This is a genomic window from Candidatus Competibacteraceae bacterium, from assembly GCA_016699715.1.
Taxonomy (GTDB): domain Bacteria; phylum Pseudomonadota; class Gammaproteobacteria; order Competibacterales; family Competibacteraceae; genus Competibacter.
This window is the reverse complement of sequence record CP065007.1, coordinates 962933-979302: the sequence shown is the minus strand read 5'-3', so window position 1 is coordinate 979302 and position 16370 is coordinate 962933. Positions and strand designations below refer to the sequence as shown.

The following is a 16370-nucleotide window of genomic DNA, read 5'->3' as shown; positions in this document are numbered from 1 at the left end:
TGGTCCGAAAGGGAACACGGGAGGCCGCCATGCTCAGACCGCTCATCCCCGAGGGCGAGGCGCTGCGTCGGGCGTTTCTCTGGATCGCCGATCATGGGGGGCATTGCACACTGAAGACCGTCGAACAGGCCAGCCTGCTGTTCGATCTGACCCCGCGCGACGAGGAGTTTTTGTTGCGGCAATTCGTCCACCATCGGGGCGCAAACAGCGACACCCCCGATTCAGGGCAGTAGCGGATTCCTGAGCCGCCGGGCAAAGCCGACCAGCATGGCGGCGGTCGCTCCCCAGATAAAGCGGTTCTCGTAGGGGATCACGTAGTAGCGCCGCTGCTGGCCCTTGTAGTGCATGCTGCGATATTCGTGATTGCGAGGATCGAGCACGAACTCCAGCGGTACCTCGAAGGCCTCGGCCACTTCGAACGCATCCAGCACCAAGTCAAAGGGCGGTTCGACGAAACCCACCACCGGCGTGACCAGGAACCCGGTCACGGTTTGGTACAGATCGAGAAAACCGGCGACCTCCCTGACATGCCGGCGGTGCAAACCGATTTCTTCCTCGGCCTCGCGCAGCGCGGTCTCCACCGGGCTGCGATCATGGTCCTCGGCGCGACCGCCGGGAAAGCTGATCTGGCCGGCATGGTGCTCCAGATGCGCCGTGCGCTGGGTCAGCAGCACGGTGAACCCCTCGGGCCGCTCCACCAGCGGCACCAGCACCGCCGCCGGCATCAAGGTCCGTTTTTCGCGCTCCAACCCGGCTACCGTATGATCGCCGGTAATCGTATCCATCTGGTGGGTCGGGTGCAGGCAGCGACGAATTCGGTCGTGCAATTCCGAAACGTTCACCTTACTCCGCCTCCACCGCCACCCCGAACAGCCGGCCATAGTTGGCGGTGGTGGTCGCGGCCACCTGCTCCAACGGTTCACCACGCAAGCCGGCGACGAACTCCGCCACATGGCGGACCCAGGCCGGCTGGTTAGGTTTGCCCCGATGCGGAACCGGCGCCAGATAGGGCGAATCGGTTTCCACCAGCAGCCGTTCGGCGGGCAGGCGCCGGGCTACGTCCTGAATCTGCCGGGCGTTCTTGAAGGTAACAATGCCGGAAAACGAGACGTGAAAGTTCAAGGCCAGTGCCTGTTCCGCCATGGCCCAGTCCTCGGTGAAACAGTGCAGCACTCCACCGACCTCGGCCGCGCCCTCTTCTTCCAGAATGCGCAGGGTATCGGCGCGGGCGTCGCGAGTATGCACGATCAACGGCTTACCCAAATTCCGGGCGGCGGCGATGTGCACGCGGAACCAGTCCCGCTGACGGTCGGCGCTGTCGGCGCCGTAATAGTAATCCAGCCCGGTTTCGCCGATGGCCACCACCCGCGACTCGCGGCCCAGCGCCGTCAGCTCCGCCACCGTCGGGGCACGTCCACCGTCCTCGCTGGGGTGTACACCCACCGATAGGGCGATTTGCGGATAGGGTTCGGTCAGCCGGATCAGCGCCGGCCAGCTTTCCAGATCCGTCGCCACGCTCAACAGGCGGGTCACGCCGTGCGCCGCGGCGGTCTCCAGTACGCCGGCCAGGCCGCCGAAACGCTCCAGATCAATCCGGTCCAGATGGCAGTGGGAATCGACCAGTATCATCCGCCAACGCGCCTACATGGTGTTGGTCATTTGCTCGGCGCGGGTATAACCAGCCAGCAAAGCTTCAATCTTCTTTCGCAGGTTGGCACCCTCCACGCCACCGAACTGAATACCGACTCCCATCTGCCGACCACCCGGCGTGGTCCGGTAATTGATCCAGATCACCTTGCCGGTGATGGCAAAGCGCTCCGGGTCCTCCAGCAGAGTGAGCAGCAGAAATACCTCGTCACCCAGTTCAAAGGATTTCTCGGTCGGGATAAAAATCCCTCCTCCGTTGATAAAGGGCATATAACTGGCGTGCAGCATCGCCTTATCCTTGATGGCGAGGGAAATGACACCTTGTCGTGGACCCGCCATATCGTTCGGCCTCCGGTAAATCGCGTCGGCAAGACGCCAAGAATGATTTCAACAAGGATCCGCGCCGCCAGCGAGAAACGCTTCCAGCAGCAGCTGCGCGTTGGCTTGCGTGGTCGTGCATAAAGTGTACAACTGAATCGCCGCGTCCAAACGCCCGAACAGGACACGCGATGGGTATCGATCGGCCCAACGCCGTAACATGTCACCTAAATCGGCATTATTCAGATGCGGCGGTTCGGGATTCATCTTAAGCCGAATCAGATCGGTATGCCAACCGATCAGCCAGCGCAGATTTTCGGCCAAGCTCTCCTTCATCCAACCTTCCGCGGCCAGTATCGGGTCGGCCCGAGCGACCGATATCTGCTCATAACTTTCGGCCAGTTCCCGCCGCCGGCGCCAGTGCCCTTCGTCGGCATAGGCCAACGCCGCCAGCGGGGCGCCGCCAGCCCAATCGAGTAAGGTTTGTGGGTCGGGTCCCTCCGTCACCCGCGCGGCCAACCAGGGAACGGCCAGTGTCGGCGACGGTGTCCCGAAGCTCAGCCGCTGACAACGACTGCGCACGGTGGCGGGCAAGCGCGCCGGCCAAGCAGTCACCAATAGCAGCAGACAGGCGCCCAGCGGCTCTTCCAGTGTCTTCAGCAGGCTGTTGGCGGCATTGCCGTTGAGGCGGTCGGCCGGTTCCAGCAGGGCGATTTTGTAACCACCGTACCGCGCGGTATAACCCAGAAAGGCGCACAGTTCGCGCACCTGATCGATCTTGATGAGCTTGCCCGCTTCGAGCGGCCGCACCGGACTGTAATCGGGATGACTGCCTGCTTGAAACAGCCGGCAACTCCGGCATTGACCGCAGGATTCTCCCTCGGCGGCGGGTGCTTCGCACAACAGCGCTCGCGCCAGCCGGCGGGCGAACAAACCCTTGCCCAGCCCAGGCGGACCGACCAGCAGCAGCGCATGCGGCAGGTGGTCGGCATTGCGTCGTTGCTGAACTTGTCGCCACTGCTCGCGATGCCAGGGGAGACGCGGGTCCATCAGTCGCTCTCCAGCCACTCGGCGAGTACGGTTTCCACTTCGGCCCGCACGGTCTCGACCGATTGGCTGGCGTCCACGACTCGGCAACGGTCGGGCTCGTGGGCGGCTCGTTCCAGATACATCGCCCGAACCCGCTCAAAAAAATCCACGTCTTCCCGTTCGAAGCGATCCGCCGCGCTGCGTCGCCCAGCCCGCGTCAACCCCGTTGCCACCGGCAAATCGAGCAACAGGGTCAGATCAGGGCGCAGTGTGCCCTGCACCCACGCCTCCAACACCGCGATCCGCTCCAGGGGCAGGTGGCGACCGCCACCCTGATAGGCGTAAGTCGCGTCGGTAAAACGGTCGCATAGCACCCAGCAACCGGCGTTCAGCGCCGGCCGGACCACTTGTTCCACATGCTCGGCGCGAGCGGCGAACATCAGCAGCGTCTCCGCCGCCGTCGTCATGCCTCCGTGGCGATGCCCGAGCAGCAGGGCACGGATTTCCTCGCCCAGCGGCGTGCCACCCGGCTCCCGAGTCGTCATCACCTGGCAACCTCTCCGCTCCAGATACTCGCGCATGAACGCGATTTGGGTGGTTTTACCGGCGCCCTCACCGCCATCGACCGTCACAAATCGGCCGGGCATTTCATCTCTCCCGTAGCTGATAGCGTCTGACCGCCCGGTTGTGCTCATCCAGCGTTTTGGAAAACACATGACCGCCCTGGCCGTCAGCCACGAAATACAAGGCCTCGCCATCCGCCGGACGGACGGCGGCGGCCAGCGCGTCCGCTCCCGGCAGGGCGATCGGCGTCGGCGGCAAGCCCTTGCGAGTATAGGTATTGTAAGGCGTATCGGTGACCAGATCGCGACGGCGAAGATCGCCATCGAATGCCGCGCCCAAACCGTAAATCACCGTCGGATCGGTCTGTAACAACATTCCCTCGCGCAGGCGCCGCGCGAACACGCCGGCGATGGCGGGCCGCTCCGCCGCCAGTCCGGTTTCCTTTTCGACGATCGATGCCAGGATCAGTGCCTGATACGGATCGTCCAGCGGCAGATCGGCGGCGCGCTGGCCCCACGCCCGCGTCAAGTGCTGCTCCATCGCCACCAGCGCCCGCCGCAGAAACGCCTCGTCGGTGAAGCCAGCGGGAAAATGATAGGTATCCGGGAAAAACCAGCCCTCGGGATGCTGCCCCGGTCGATCCAGCCGCGCCATGATCTCGGCATCGTTCGCTTCCCGCAGGGTCCGCGCGATCTTGGGATGCGCCGCCAGCGCCTGTCGTAGCTGCTGGAAGGTCCAGCCCTCGACCACGGTCAACGGATATTGGATCACTTGAGCGGTCGCGATTCGTTCGAGCAAATCACGCGGAGTCATGCCCGGCGCGAGGGCGTATTCACCAATTTTGAGGCGAGGCGCCAAGCCATTGAACCGGGCGTAGACTTCCAGATAGAACGCCGAACGCAACAGGCCTGGCTGCCGCTGTAACTCTCGGGCGATCGCGCCGATCCCCATCCCCGACTTGACTTCCAGCACCAGACCGCCCGTGGGCACACCAAGAGGCGTATCGAGAAACCGGCGATAATCAGCGTGGAACCCCAGCGTCACCGCGCCGGCAACCAACGCCAGCGCCGTCAAAATCGATAATGAGGGATGAAGCCGCGCGGAAAAACGCATCCCTTACGCCCGGCCCTCGATGTACCCGCGCGCGGGAACGGTATCCAGCCTTTCCCGTCCCGAATCGGCTACGGCCGCGGGCAATGTCGCAAGAGTTTGAACAGGCCGATGGGAAAGCAACGGCAAGGCTCGCGGTCAATCCAGGGCGCGGAACGCCACCGTGCCGTTGGTGCCGCCGAAACCGAAGGAATTGGACAACGCCACCCGGACCCGCCGTTCCTGCGTCTGGTGTGGGACGTAGTTCAAATCGCAACCCGGCTCCGGTTCGTCCAGGTTGATGGTGGGCGGCGCTACCTGATCGCGGATGGCCAGCACCGAGAAAATCGCTTCCACCCCACCGGCGGCGCCCAGCAGGTGGCCGGTCATCGATTTGGTCGAACTCATCGCCAACCGATGGGCATGATCGCCAAACACCGCCTTGGCGGCATCGCTTTCGATTTTGTCGCCAGCCGGCGTGGAAGTGCCGTGGGCGTTGATGTAATCCACATCCTCTGGAGCGATTTCCGCATCGCGCAGGGCGTTGATCATCGCCCGTCGCGCACCGTCGCCGTTGGGCGATGGCAGTGTCATGTGATAGGCGTCGCCGCTCATGCCAAAACCGATCAGCTCGGCGTGGATGCGCGCGCCACGCCGCTTGGCGTGCTCGTATTCTTCCAGCATCACCACGCCGGCACCGTCGCTCAACACGAAACCGTCGCGATCCTTATCCCATGGCCGACTGGCTTTTTCCGGCTCGTCGTTGCGCATCGACAGCGCGCGCGCGGCCGCGAAGCCGCACAAACCGGTGGGCGTGGTCGCCATCTCCGCGCCACCGGCCAGCATCGCGTCGGCATCGCCGTAAGCAATCAATCGCCCGGCCAGGCCAATGCTGTGGGTACCGGTGGTGCAGGCGGTCACCACCGCCAGGTTCGGACCCTTGATCCCGTACAGGACGGACAGGTTGCCCGATATCATGTTAATGATGCTGCGCGGCACGAAAAACGGCGTCAGCCGGCGCGGACCGCCCTTCAGGAAGGCCGAATGACCTTCCTCGATACCCGGTAGACCACCGATTCCCGAACCGATAAAAGTACCCACCCGCTCGGCGTTGGCTTCGGTGATCTCCAGCCCGGAATCCTGGATCGCCTGCACCGCCGCGCCGATGCCGTAATGAATAAAGAGGTCCATCTTCTTGGCTTCCTTCAGATTCAGGTACTGTTCGACCTGAAAATCCTTCACCGGCCCACCGATGCGTACCGGAAAATGGCTGGCATCGAAAGCGGTGACCAGCCCGATCCCGCTGCGGCCAGCCAGAATGTTCGCCCAGGCGGTTTTCACGGTACTGCCGACCGGGGACACAATACCCATGCCCGTTACTACCACTCGCCGCTTGGCCACAAAGCTATCCTCTTGTACGCTGCACCGACAAAACAAAACCGCGGAACCCGGCGAGGGCAACCGCGGCGACGGATTTTGACCGGTACGGGACTGACACCTTTAACCGTTATGGGACGAGATATAGTCGATGGCCTGTTGCACCGTGGTGATTTTTTCGGCGTCCTCGTCAGGGATCTCCAGTTCGAACTCCTCTTCAAGCGCCATGACCAGTTCCACGGTATCCAGGGAATCGGCGCCGAGGTCTTCCACGAAAGAGGCTTCGTTGGTGACCTGTTCTTCCTTCACCCCCAGTTGCTCAATAATGATCTTCTTGACGCGGGCTTCGATGTTGCTGATGTCAGTCATGATAATTTGTTTCCTCGTTGTGAACCCGGACAACCATGGCATTGCCGCAGGGTATTGTATGGAAAACTCCGGCGCGGATGCCATTCATTCTAGCCCCCAGCACCGTCAGGCCATGAACATGCCGCCATTGACGTGCAGGGTCGCTCCCGTAACATAGTCCGCGTCCGCCGACGCCAGAAACGCCACCACATTGGCGACATCCCGCGGCTCGCCCGGCCGTTGCAGTGGAATCGACTCCACCAGGGCCAGACGCTGCGCTTCCGGCAGCGCCCGGGTCATATCGGTATCGATCAAACCCGGTGCCACGGCGTTGACGGTGATGTTGCGGGAACCGACCTCGCGCGCCAGCGACTTGGTGAAACCAATGATACCCGCTTTAGCCGCGGCGTAATTGGCCTGCCCGGCGCTACCGGTGGCACCGACCACCGAGGTGATGCTGATGATGCGCCCACGATGGGCTTTCATCATCCCCCGCAACACCGCCTTGCTCAGCCGGTAAACCGAAGTCAGATCAGTGTCGAGAACGCTCGTCCATTCGTCTTCCTTCATTCGCAGCAACAGATTGTCGCGCGTGATGCCGGCGTTATTGACCAGAATGGTCGGCGCACCGAATTCCTGGATCACCGCCTTGAGTGCCGCGTCCACGGCTGCCGGATCGGTGACGTCCAGACGCAAGCCGCGCCCCCCGAGGTCAAGATCGCGCAAATCCCGATCAATCGCTTCGGCACCAGCCCGCGTGGTCGCGGTACCGATCACGGTCGCGCCTCGCCGCCCCAGCTCACGGGCAACGGCTTGGCCGATACCGCGACTGGCGCCGGTCACCAGTACGATTTCGCCATCCAGTGTCGTCATCGTGAAATCTCCTTCGCGTTCAATACTTCAGCAGGACCGCGCCCCAGGTGAACCCGCCGCCGAAACCTTCCAGCAATAGGATATCGCCGCGCTGGACGCGACCATCGCGCACCGCCACATCCAGCGCCAGCGGCACCGAGGCCGCCGAGGTGTTGCCGTGCAGGCGCACGCAGTCCACCATTCGCTCTTCAGGCAAACCCAGCCGCTTGGCGGTGGCCGCCAGGATACGGCGATTGGCCTGATGCGGGATCAGCCAGTTCACGTCGGCGACCGTCATGCCGTTGGCGGTCAAAATTTGTTCGGCGATTTCTTTAAGGGTATGAACCGCTACCTTAAAGACTTCACTGCCGCGCATCTCCACGAAGGCGGCATTCCGTCGAGTCTGGTCGTAACCGCTGGACACACCGGCTGGTACCCACAACAGCTCCTTGTAACGGCCGTCGGCGTGCAGCCGGCTGTCGATGATCCCCGGTTCGTCCGTCGCTTCCAGCACCACCGCGCCGGCACCGTCGCCGAACAGGATACAAGTACCGCGATCCTGCCAGTCGATGATGCGAGTGAAGGTATCCGCCCCCACCACCAGCGCCCGCCGCGTCGCGCCGGTGGCGATGAAACGCCGGGCGATGTCCATGGCGTAAACGAAACCGGTGCAAACCGCCTGCACGTCAAAAGCGGGGCCACCGTGGCAACCCAATCGATGCTGCAACTGCGTGGCCACGCTGGGAAACACATGATCGGGCGTGGTGGTCCCCAGCACGATCAGGTCGATATCGCGTGCCTCGATACCGGCGGCCTCCAGCGCGCGGCGGGAAGCCTGCTCGGCCAAGTCGCAGGTGGTTTCCCCAGGGGCGGCGACATGGCGTTCCTCGACGCCGGTCCGCTCAACGATCCAGTCCGCCGTGGTCTCGATCATCTGTTCGAGATCGGCGTTGGTCAGTACCTTTTCCGGCAGGTAGCCACCGGTTCCGATGATTCTGGCGTGGTTCAAAGCACTTGCCTCGCGGCGTGAAGGACGGCCAGATGGGCATCGATGCGCCGCGGTACCGCCTGCTCGACTTCCAACATTGCTACCCCGATGGCGTTGGCAAACGCCAAGGCATCGGCACCGCCATGACTCTTGATCACGATACCCTGCAAGCCGAGCAGGCTGGCGCCGTTGTAGCGGCGGGGATCGATCCGGCGGCCGAAGGCGCGCAGCACTGGCAGGGCGACCAGTCCGGCCAGCCGGGTCAGCAGATTCCGTTTGAATTCCTGGGTCATATAATGGCGGATCAACCGGGCCACGCCCTCACTACTCTTCAGTGCGACATTGCCGACGAAGCCATCGCAGACCACCACGTCCACGTCCTCCAGATACACACCGTCGCCTTCCACGAAACCGATGTAATTGAGGTCGCTGGCCGCCAGCAGCCCAGCGGCTTCCCTGACCTGCTCGTTGCCCTTGATCTCTTCCTCGCCGATATTCAGCAGAGCGACGCGCGGCCGTTCGATGCCGTTAACGGTCGCCAGCACCGAACCCATCACCGCGAATTGCAGCAGGTGCTCGGCCTTGCTGTCGACGTTGGCGCCTAAATCGAGCATTCGGGTCTGGCCGCGCACGGTGGGCAATGGCGTGCAGATGGCGGGGCGGTCGATGCCGGGCAGGGTTTTGAGCACGAAGCGGGCGGTCGCCATCAGCGCGCCCGTATTGCCGGCGCTCACGCAGGCGTCGGCTTCACCCTGTTTGACCAGGTTGATCGCCACCCGCATCGAGGAATCTTTTTTGACCCGCAGGGCCTGGGCCGGCGACTCGCCCATGCTCACCAATTGCGAGGCATGGCGGATGATGATTTGAGGATGCCCTCCGGCCTTAAGCCTGAGCAGAGCGGCCGACAACACGTCTTCCTGCCCAACCAGAATCAGGCGCAATGAATCGCCGGCGGCTTCGAGCACGCGTAACGCGGCGGGCACGACCGTGTCGGGACCGACATCGCCGCCCATGCCATCCAGGGCAATGGTGAGCGGTTTGCTCATGAGCCAAGCAAGGCGGCGGAGGAATCCAGAACGCGGAACGGCACGGCGACTACGCCTCTTCGCTATCGACCGCGGCGGGCTCGCTGATGACCTTGCGGCCACGATAAAAACCCTGAGGCGTGACGTGATGGCGGCGATGCAGTTCGCCGGAGGTGCGATCCGTCGATAACGTGGCCGCGGTCAGTGCGTCGTGGGCGCGGCGCATGCCGCGCTTGGAGGGGCTTTTACGGGATTTTTGTACGGCCATGACTCAATTGCTCCTCTTGAAATCTTGCAACAGGGACGCTAGCGCCGTGAAGGCACGAGGTTGCCCGGCATCCAGCGCCGGCCCACTGGGCGGCGTATAATAACCAGCAGCCTCGCATTCGCACACATCCCGATGGCGGGGAATCTGCGGCAAAGCCAGCAATAGTTCGTCTTCCACTAGATCGGCGACGGCGAGGTCGGCGCCAGCAGCCAGCAGCGGCTCACGCTGCTCGGGCAAGCGGGCGGCATCGGCCTCGGCGCGCACCAGCGCCAAGCTGACCGCAACCTTCAACGGCAGCCGCAGCGGACCCAGGCAACGCTGGCAAATCAGTTCGACTTCGGTTTGCAACGAGCCCTCGACAAACCGCAACCCTTGCTCGTCAATCCCCGCCGCCAGCGCCACGTTGACCGTGCCATCGGCATGTTCGAGCAAAGCGGCCAACCGCGGCAGCGCCGCCAGCTTCAACTCGCCATCCAGCCGCCCGCTCCCGGCGGCCAGTTGCCAGGGATCGATCCGGTCGGGAAGCGTTGGGATTTGCATAAGGCGCGGAATAATATAGGCCTGCTTGATTTCTGTCAAAACAAAGCCGGATTCCGCATAATTACCCGGATTTCCAAACCGTTCGCCACGCCGCCACCATGATCGAAACCCTGCCCGATGGCCGTCGTCTGATTCTCGCTTCCACTTCGCCGTTCCGGCGCGAACTGCTGACGCGACTGGAGTTGCCCTTTGCCATCCGGGCGCCCGACACCGACGAAACCCGCCAACCCGACGAACCAGCGGCGACGTTGACGGCGCGGCTGGCGGAAATGAAAGCCCGCGCGGTCGCCCGTTGTGAAACGGCGGCGCTGGTGATCGGTTCGGACCAGGCGGCGGAGTTGGATGGCGAGGTCATCGGCAAACCCGGCGGCCACTCGCGGGCGGCGATGCAACTGCGGCGGGCAGCGGGGCGCACGGTCACTTTTTATACCGGGCTGTGTCTGCTGGACAGCGCCAGCGGTCAATGCCAAGTGGCGGTGGAACCGTTCCGGGTCGTATTCCGGACACTGACGACGGAGATGATCGAGGGTTATCTGCGGCGCGAACAGCCGTACCATTGCGCGGGCAGTTTCAAGTCCGAGGGCTTGGGCATCGCCCTGTTCGAACGGCTGGAAGGCAACGACCCCACCAGCCTGATCGGCCTGCCGCTGATCCAGCTTACCCGGATGCTGGAAGCGGCCGGGGTGACGGTGTTGTGAGCACGGGCGATCAAGCTTCAGGCAGTCCTGCCCCGTCGCGAAGATCCGCCAGCCGGCAACCCTACCGCCACCGCGCCGTTCCATCGAATTCCAGCACCTTCAGCAGCGCCGCGCCCAAACTGGCCTCCGCGCCATCGAACAACCGCTCCACCCAGCGGGTACGCTTGGTGTAATCCACCACGGTCTTCTCGCCGATCACTTCCTCGGCCACGTAGCGGGTACCGCCCAGCGCGTCCACCAGCCCCAGATCGACGCTCTGCTCGCCGGTCCACATCAGACCGCTGAACACCTCCGGATTATCCTTCAGACGCTCGCCTCGGCCCTGCTTGACCGCCGCGACAAACTGCTGGTGGATCGCGTCCAGCATTCCCTGTAGATGCTGGACTTCCGCCGGATTGACCGGCTTGAACGGATCGAGAAAATCCTTGTTGCTCCCCGCCGTGTAGGCCCGCCGTTCGATGCCCAGCTTGGCGATGGCGTCGGTGAAGCCAAAGCTATCCATCCGCACGCCGATGGAACCCACGATGCTGGCCTTATTGGCGTAGATGTTCTGCGCCGCCGCCGCGATGTAATAGCCACCCGAGGCACACACGTCGCTGGCCACCGCATGGACCGGAATCTTGGGATACTTCCGACGCAATCGCTGGATCTCGTCGTAAACTTCGCCCGCCTGCACCGGACTGCCGCCCGGACTGTTGATCTGCACGATCACTCCGGCCGTTTTCTCATCCTCAAACGCCTTGCGCAGTGCCTCGATCACATTTTTAGCACTAGCCTCGGTGCTACTGGCGATCAGTCCGTCAACCCGGACCAGCGCGGTGTGGCGCTTGCCGCCGCCGGTGGTGGTATCGAGGCTGTCCGGCCAGGCCAGTACCAGCAGTAGCACCAGATACGCAAAAAACAGCAGCTTGAAGAAAATCCCCCAACGCCGGGTCCGTCGCTGCTCGGTCACGGCGGCAAAAGCCAGCTTGGCTAGCACTTCGCGTGCCCAGCGCTCGTCGTCGGGTAGTTTCGGGTTCTGATTTGGGTCGGTCATGGCATGTCTCTCGCTTACCTTGCGCGCAAGTTCACCAAACGCAAGCTTTCCAGCACCCCTTTGAGATCGGCATTCAGCGGGGCGCTTACCGCGATGTCCCGACCACCCAGCGGCAGGTTCAAGCTGTGGGCATGCAGGAACAACCGGCGCAGGCCGCATTGCTCGACCATCGCCCGGTCGAACGCGGCATCGCCGTATTTCGCGTCGCCAGCCAGCGGATGACCGATGTGGGCCGCATGAACACGGATCTGATGGGTACGGCCGGTGACGATACTCGCCTCCAGCAACGAGGCCAGCTTGAACAGGCTGACCGGGCGAAACCGGGTCAGGGCTGGCTTGCCGTCGCCCACCACCTCGACCAACCGCTCGCCGCCGCGCAAGACGTTGCGGCGCAAAGGTTGGTTCACCTCGCGCGGGCCGTGGTTCCAATAACCTCGCACCAAAGCGAGATAGCGTTTCTCCACCCGCCCGGTTCGCAAGGCGTCCTGAATCAAGTGCAGCGCCGCCGGAGTCCGGGCCAGCAGCAAACAACCACTGGTGTCACGATCCAGTCGGTGCGCCAGCTCCAGAAACGGCTCTTGCGGGCGCAGGGCGCGCAAGAGTTCGATCACGCCATAATCGATCCCGCTGCCTTTATGCACCGCCAAACCGGCTGGCTTGTTGAGTACCAGCACCTCGCGATCCTCATACAGCACGGCCACCCGCAGGCGTTCCGCCCACTCTGGCGGTGGCAGGAACACCCTCTCATCCCGCTCGCCCAGTCGCACCGGTGGAATACGCAGTTTATCGCCGGCTTGCAGCCGCTGGCTCGGCTGCACCCGGCCGCCGTTCAAACGGACCTCCCCCTTGCGCAGGATTCGATAGATCAAGCTTTTGGGCGCACCCTTCAGCTCGCGCAGCAGGAAATTGTCGAGACGCTGCCCGGCATATTCCAAAGTAATTTCCAGGTGGCGTACCCCACCAGGGGACACAGAAGCAGGCATCGTTTGAAGCGTACCAGTCGGACTGTTATAGTTCGGGAAGTTGTCGCCGATTGGCCCGAAAGGCCGGCGAAACACGATTCGCACACGATATCGGTTTTCACATCCGTGCGCCAGTGACACAGGCGCGCAGGATTTGTTAAACGGGTTTATTCGCCGCTCACCCGACCTATTCTAAGCGGCTCTTGACCGCGCTCCCAGCCGACTGGTTACGACCTCGCGGCGTATCTGGGCTTGTCCGACGCACTGTACTCGATCGCCGGGCCGTTCGTTATGCCAGTTACGCCTCGGCGACAACCGCGTCGCCGCCGGTGATGGTCGAGCGCAGGGAAATCTTTGCAATGAAACGTATGCTGATCAACGCGACTCAGCAGGAAGAGTTGCGCGTGGCCCTCGTGGATGGCCAGAAACTTTACGACCTCGATATTGAAACTCCCGCTCGGGAGCAGAAAAAATCCAACGTCTATAAAGGCCGCGTCACCCGCGTCGAGCCAGGACTGGAAGCGGCGTTCGTCGATTATGGCGCCGACCGGCACGGATTTCTGCCCTTCAAGGAAATCACCCGCAACTACTTTGCCCCCCAATCCATCGCCGACGGTGGTCGGCCGAACATCCGGGAAGCCATCAAGGAAGGCCAGGACCTGGTGGTCCAAGTGGAAAAGGAAGAGCGTGGCAACAAGGGCGCGGCGCTGACCACCTTCATCAGCCTGGCCGGCCGCTATTTGGTGTTGATGCCCAACAACCCGCGCGCCGGTGGCGTGTCGCGACGGATCGAAGGCGATGATCGCCAGGAAATCCGCGAGGTGATGAGCAGCCTCGACATCCCCGACGGCATGGGTCTGATCGTCCGCACCGCCGGCGTGGGCCGCTCGCAGGAGGAATTGCAGTGGGATCTCGATTACTTGCTGCACCTGTGGCAAGCCATCGAAACCGCCTCCTCCCAGAAAAAAGCCCCGTTCCTGATCTATCAGGAAAGCAACATCATCATCCGCGCCTTGCGCGACTACCTGCGCGCCGACATCGGCGAGATCCTGGTGGACAACCCCAGCGTCCACCGCCAGGCGCAAGATTTCATGCAGCAGGTGATGCCGCACAACCTGAACAAGCTCAAGCTGTATCAGGACAACGTACCCCTGTTCACCCGCTACCAGATCGAATCGCAGATCGAAACCGCTTATCTGCGCGAGGTCAGCCTGCCCTCGGGCGGTGGGATCGTCATCGACTATACCGAAGCGTTGGTGTCCATCGACATCAACTCGGCCCGTGCCACGCGGGGCGCCGATATTGAGGAAACGGCGCTCACCACCAACCTGGAAGCCGCCGAGGAAATCACCCGGCAATTGCGGCTGCGCGATCTGGGCGGTTTGATCGTCATCGATTTCATCGACATGAACATCGCCCGCAACCAGCGCGAGGTGGAAACCCGGATGCGCGAGGCGTTGAAAATGGATCGTGCCCGCGTACAGGTCGGCCGGATTTCCCGGTTTGGCTTGCTGGAAATGTCGCGGCAGCGGTTGAGCCCGTCGCTGGATGAGGCCAGTCACATGATCTGCCCCCGCTGCAATGGTCAGGGTACCATCCGCAACATCGATTCGCTGGCGCTCAGCGTGCTGCGGCTGATCCAGGAAGAAGCGATGAAGGACAAGACCGGCCGGGTCGTGGTGCAGTTGCCGGTCAAGGTCGCCACCTTCCTGCTCAACGAAAAGCGGGAGGCGATCCGCGCCATTGAGCAGCGCCATCGGGTCGGCGTCATGCTGGTGCCGAACGAGTCGCTGGAAACCCCACACTTCAAGCTCAATCGGCTGCGGGTGGACGAACTGTCGGAAACCCAGTTGCTGTCCTACACCCTGGCCGAAGACTTCGAAGAACAATTCGAGCCGGCGGTAGGTACCGCGGAGCGGAGCGCGGACGAGGAACCGGCGGTCAAGAGCGTCGCGCCGACCACTCCGGCTCCGCTTCCCCCACCCGCGCCGACACCCAAGCCCGAAGTGAGCCCGAGCTTCTTCCGCTGGCTATGGAGCAATCTCTTCCAGCACGCCCCACAACAACAATCTCAGCCAGAGCGGACCGGTCGGCCGGGAGGAGGAACCCGTCCCGCCAAACCGGAGCGGCAGCGCCGCGACCGCGCCGGCCGGCGGCCCGAGACGGAGCCTGCCGTGGAACCCGCCGCCAGTAAGAGCAACGGCGCACCGGCCGTTTCCGCACCGCCTCCAATCGTAATTGCGCCACCGGCCGAGGATTTGCGGCCAGAACCCAGCGTCGAAGCCGAAGCGCCGGCGGCACTCCTCCCCGGCGAACCGGCTGGCGAACAGACCATCAGCCCTGAGACCGAAGAAGAAAGTTCCGGTGCGCGCAATCGACGGGGTCGACGCGGCGGCCGACGGCGGCGGCGTGGCGAAGCGGCAACCCCAGCAGATGCGACCCCGGCCAGCGTCGATTCCGGCGGCGAAGCCGATGAATCTGATCAAGCGGCCACACCCGGCTCTCGCGACACGGAATCGCACGACGTGAGCGGAACCGCCGCCGCGCCGCCCTCTCCAAGCCCAAATCCGGTCGAGGCGCCACCAGCCACGCCGCAGCGGCGCATCCGCAGCGGCCGCCCTCGCCTGTCCCAGGGAGCCGCCGCCGTCGTTAAGACCCGCTCCACGGGCGCCGTGCCACCACCGACATCCGTATCCGAAGCGCTGATCCCACCGTCACCTCTACTTATGGAATATCCAGTGGCTGAGGAAGAGGCGGAACAGCCAGGGAACGATCACGAAACGGCCTCGTCTCTGGCGCAGGCCGAACCGCCGGCGACGGAACCCCCGCCGCCCTCAGCCAAACTGATCGAAACTTCCGAACCAGCGGCTACCACGATGGAAACAGCGGCTGTATCGGCCATTCCCGATTCCGTATCGACCCTGCTTGAACCATCCACCCCGGCGGTTTTTAGTGAAGTGGCGATAGATCAGCCAGCGCCCACTGCCGTGGAGCCCACCGCCAGTGAAGTGGAGCCCACCGCCAGTGAAGTGGAGCCCACCGCCAGTGAAGTGGAGCCCACCGCCAGTGAAGTGGAGCCCACCGCCAGTGAAGTGGAGCCCATTGCCAGCGAAGTGGAGCCCATTGCCAGTGAAAGCGGGTATGTCGTGGTCGCGCCAGCCCCCACCGAAAACGAAGCCGCTGTCGCACCTATCACCGAGGATGCAACGGTATCTTCATCTGAAGCGCCCGAACCCTGCCCTCCAGCGCCCGACACGACGATCCTCGCTGTAGCCACGACCGCCGTCGAGGACATGCCAGCCACATCGCCGCCCCATGCGATCGCGGAGATCGAACCCGAAGCGCCGGACACAACCACCCAAGAGGAGGCCACCCCTTCCATGCCGGAAGGCGATCCGGTCACCGCATCGCCTTCCCAAGAAAATATGATTTCGGTCGAGGTCGAGGGCGAAGTCGTGGTGGCAACACTCGCCGCGGCCGATGACATCGGGCAGACGGAACCCGCCTCGAACGAACCGCCATCCGTCGGCTCGACCGATTCGCCACAGTCTGGACCCGACGCCGATCGGAAACCGACACCTGATTGACCGATGAAAAAAGCGGGGCTGGATGACAGCCCCGCTTTGCCC

At 63.3% G+C, this 16370-nt stretch carries 18 protein-coding genes; 3 read left to right on the top strand and 15 right to left on the bottom strand.

What is annotated here, in order from left to right; translation table 11 throughout:
- Positions 1–29 precede the first annotated feature (29 nt).
- Positions 30–233, top strand: coding sequence for a hypothetical protein (locus IPM89_04420; GenBank protein ID QQS55073.1), 204 nt, complete (start codon positions 30–32; stop codon positions 231–233).
- On the opposite strand, the gene IPM89_04415 is transcribed toward IPM89_04420, so the two are convergent.
- The 13 genes from IPM89_04415 to IPM89_04355 form a co-directional block, all read right to left on the bottom strand.
- On the bottom strand, positions 222–785 hold the full coding sequence (locus tag IPM89_04415; protein ID QQS55787.1) for a CoA pyrophosphatase: 564 nt from the start codon (positions 783–785) through the stop codon (positions 222–224). The genes IPM89_04420 and IPM89_04415 overlap by 12 nt on opposite strands.
- Before the next feature lie 58 nt (positions 786–843).
- Complete coding sequence (locus IPM89_04410) at positions 844–1626, bottom strand: TatD family hydrolase (GenBank protein ID QQS55786.1); 783 nt, start codon at positions 1624–1626, stop codon at positions 844–846.
- A gap of 15 nt (positions 1627–1641) precedes the next feature.
- A complete protein-coding gene (locus tag IPM89_04405; protein ID QQS55072.1) occupies positions 1642–1986 on the bottom strand; it encodes a PilZ domain-containing protein in 345 nt (114 codons plus the stop codon).
- Positions 1987–2034: 48 nt separating this feature from the next.
- Positions 2035–3015 (bottom strand): DNA polymerase III subunit delta', encoded by a 981-nt coding sequence (locus tag IPM89_04400; protein ID QQS55071.1) that lies wholly within the window; start codon positions 3013–3015, stop codon positions 2035–2037.
- Positions 3015–3641 (bottom strand): dTMP kinase, encoded by a 627-nt coding sequence (locus IPM89_04395; protein ID QQS55070.1) that lies wholly within the window; start codon positions 3639–3641, stop codon positions 3015–3017. Before IPM89_04395 ends, IPM89_04400 begins: the two co-directional genes overlap by 1 nt.
- 1 nt (position 3642) lies before the next feature.
- Entirely contained in the window at positions 3643–4671 is a 1029-nt protein-coding gene (gene mltG / locus IPM89_04390) for an endolytic transglycosylase MltG (protein QQS55069.1), read from the bottom strand.
- A 135-nt stretch (positions 4672–4806) separates the two neighbouring features.
- A complete protein-coding gene (gene fabF / locus IPM89_04385) occupies positions 4807–6048 on the bottom strand; it encodes a beta-ketoacyl-ACP synthase II (GenBank protein QQS55068.1) in 1242 nt (413 codons plus the stop codon).
- Between the two features lie 99 nt (positions 6049–6147).
- A complete protein-coding gene (gene acpP, locus IPM89_04380; GenBank protein ID QQS55785.1) occupies positions 6148–6384 on the bottom strand; it encodes an acyl carrier protein in 237 nt (78 codons plus the stop codon).
- A 114-nt stretch (positions 6385–6498) separates the two neighbouring features.
- Positions 6499–7245 (bottom strand): 3-oxoacyl-ACP reductase FabG, encoded by a 747-nt coding sequence (gene fabG, locus IPM89_04375; protein QQS55067.1) that lies wholly within the window; start codon positions 7243–7245, stop codon positions 6499–6501.
- 19 nt (positions 7246–7264) lie between these two features.
- The gene (locus IPM89_04370) at positions 7265–8233 is read right to left on the bottom strand and encodes a ketoacyl-ACP synthase III (protein QQS55066.1); all 969 of its coding nucleotides are present in this window, start codon (positions 8231–8233) and stop codon (positions 7265–7267) included.
- Positions 8230–9258 (bottom strand): phosphate acyltransferase PlsX, encoded by a 1029-nt coding sequence (gene plsX, locus IPM89_04365; protein QQS55065.1) that lies wholly within the window; start codon positions 9256–9258, stop codon positions 8230–8232. Before plsX ends, IPM89_04370 begins: the two co-directional genes overlap by 4 nt.
- Before the next feature lie 49 nt (positions 9259–9307).
- Positions 9308–9505 (bottom strand): 50S ribosomal protein L32, encoded by a 198-nt coding sequence (rpmF, locus tag IPM89_04360; protein ID QQS55064.1) that lies wholly within the window; start codon positions 9503–9505, stop codon positions 9308–9310.
- Positions 9506–9508: 3 nt separating this feature from the next.
- On the bottom strand, positions 9509–10045 hold the full coding sequence (locus IPM89_04355; protein ID QQS55063.1) for a DUF177 domain-containing protein: 537 nt from the start codon (positions 10043–10045) through the stop codon (positions 9509–9511).
- Between the two features lie 98 nt (positions 10046–10143).
- Here IPM89_04355 and maf point away from each other — a divergent pair, with 98 nt between their 5' ends.
- Positions 10144–10743 (top strand): septum formation inhibitor Maf, encoded by a 600-nt coding sequence (gene maf / locus IPM89_04350; GenBank protein ID QQS55062.1) that lies wholly within the window; start codon positions 10144–10146, stop codon positions 10741–10743.
- A gap of 61 nt (positions 10744–10804) precedes the next feature.
- On the opposite strand, the gene sppA is transcribed toward maf, so the two are convergent.
- Positions 10805–11779 (bottom strand): signal peptide peptidase SppA, encoded by a 975-nt coding sequence (sppA, locus tag IPM89_04345; protein ID QQS55061.1) that lies wholly within the window; start codon positions 11777–11779, stop codon positions 10805–10807.
- A gap of 14 nt (positions 11780–11793) precedes the next feature.
- Complete coding sequence (locus IPM89_04340; protein ID QQS55060.1) at positions 11794–12762, bottom strand: RluA family pseudouridine synthase; 969 nt, start codon at positions 12760–12762, stop codon at positions 11794–11796.
- A 338-nt stretch (positions 12763–13100) separates the two neighbouring features.
- Between IPM89_04340 and IPM89_04335 the strand changes: the two genes are divergently transcribed.
- Complete coding sequence (locus tag IPM89_04335) at positions 13101–16328, top strand: Rne/Rng family ribonuclease (protein ID QQS55059.1); 3228 nt, start codon at positions 13101–13103, stop codon at positions 16326–16328.
- Positions 16329–16370: the final 42 nt, after the last annotated feature.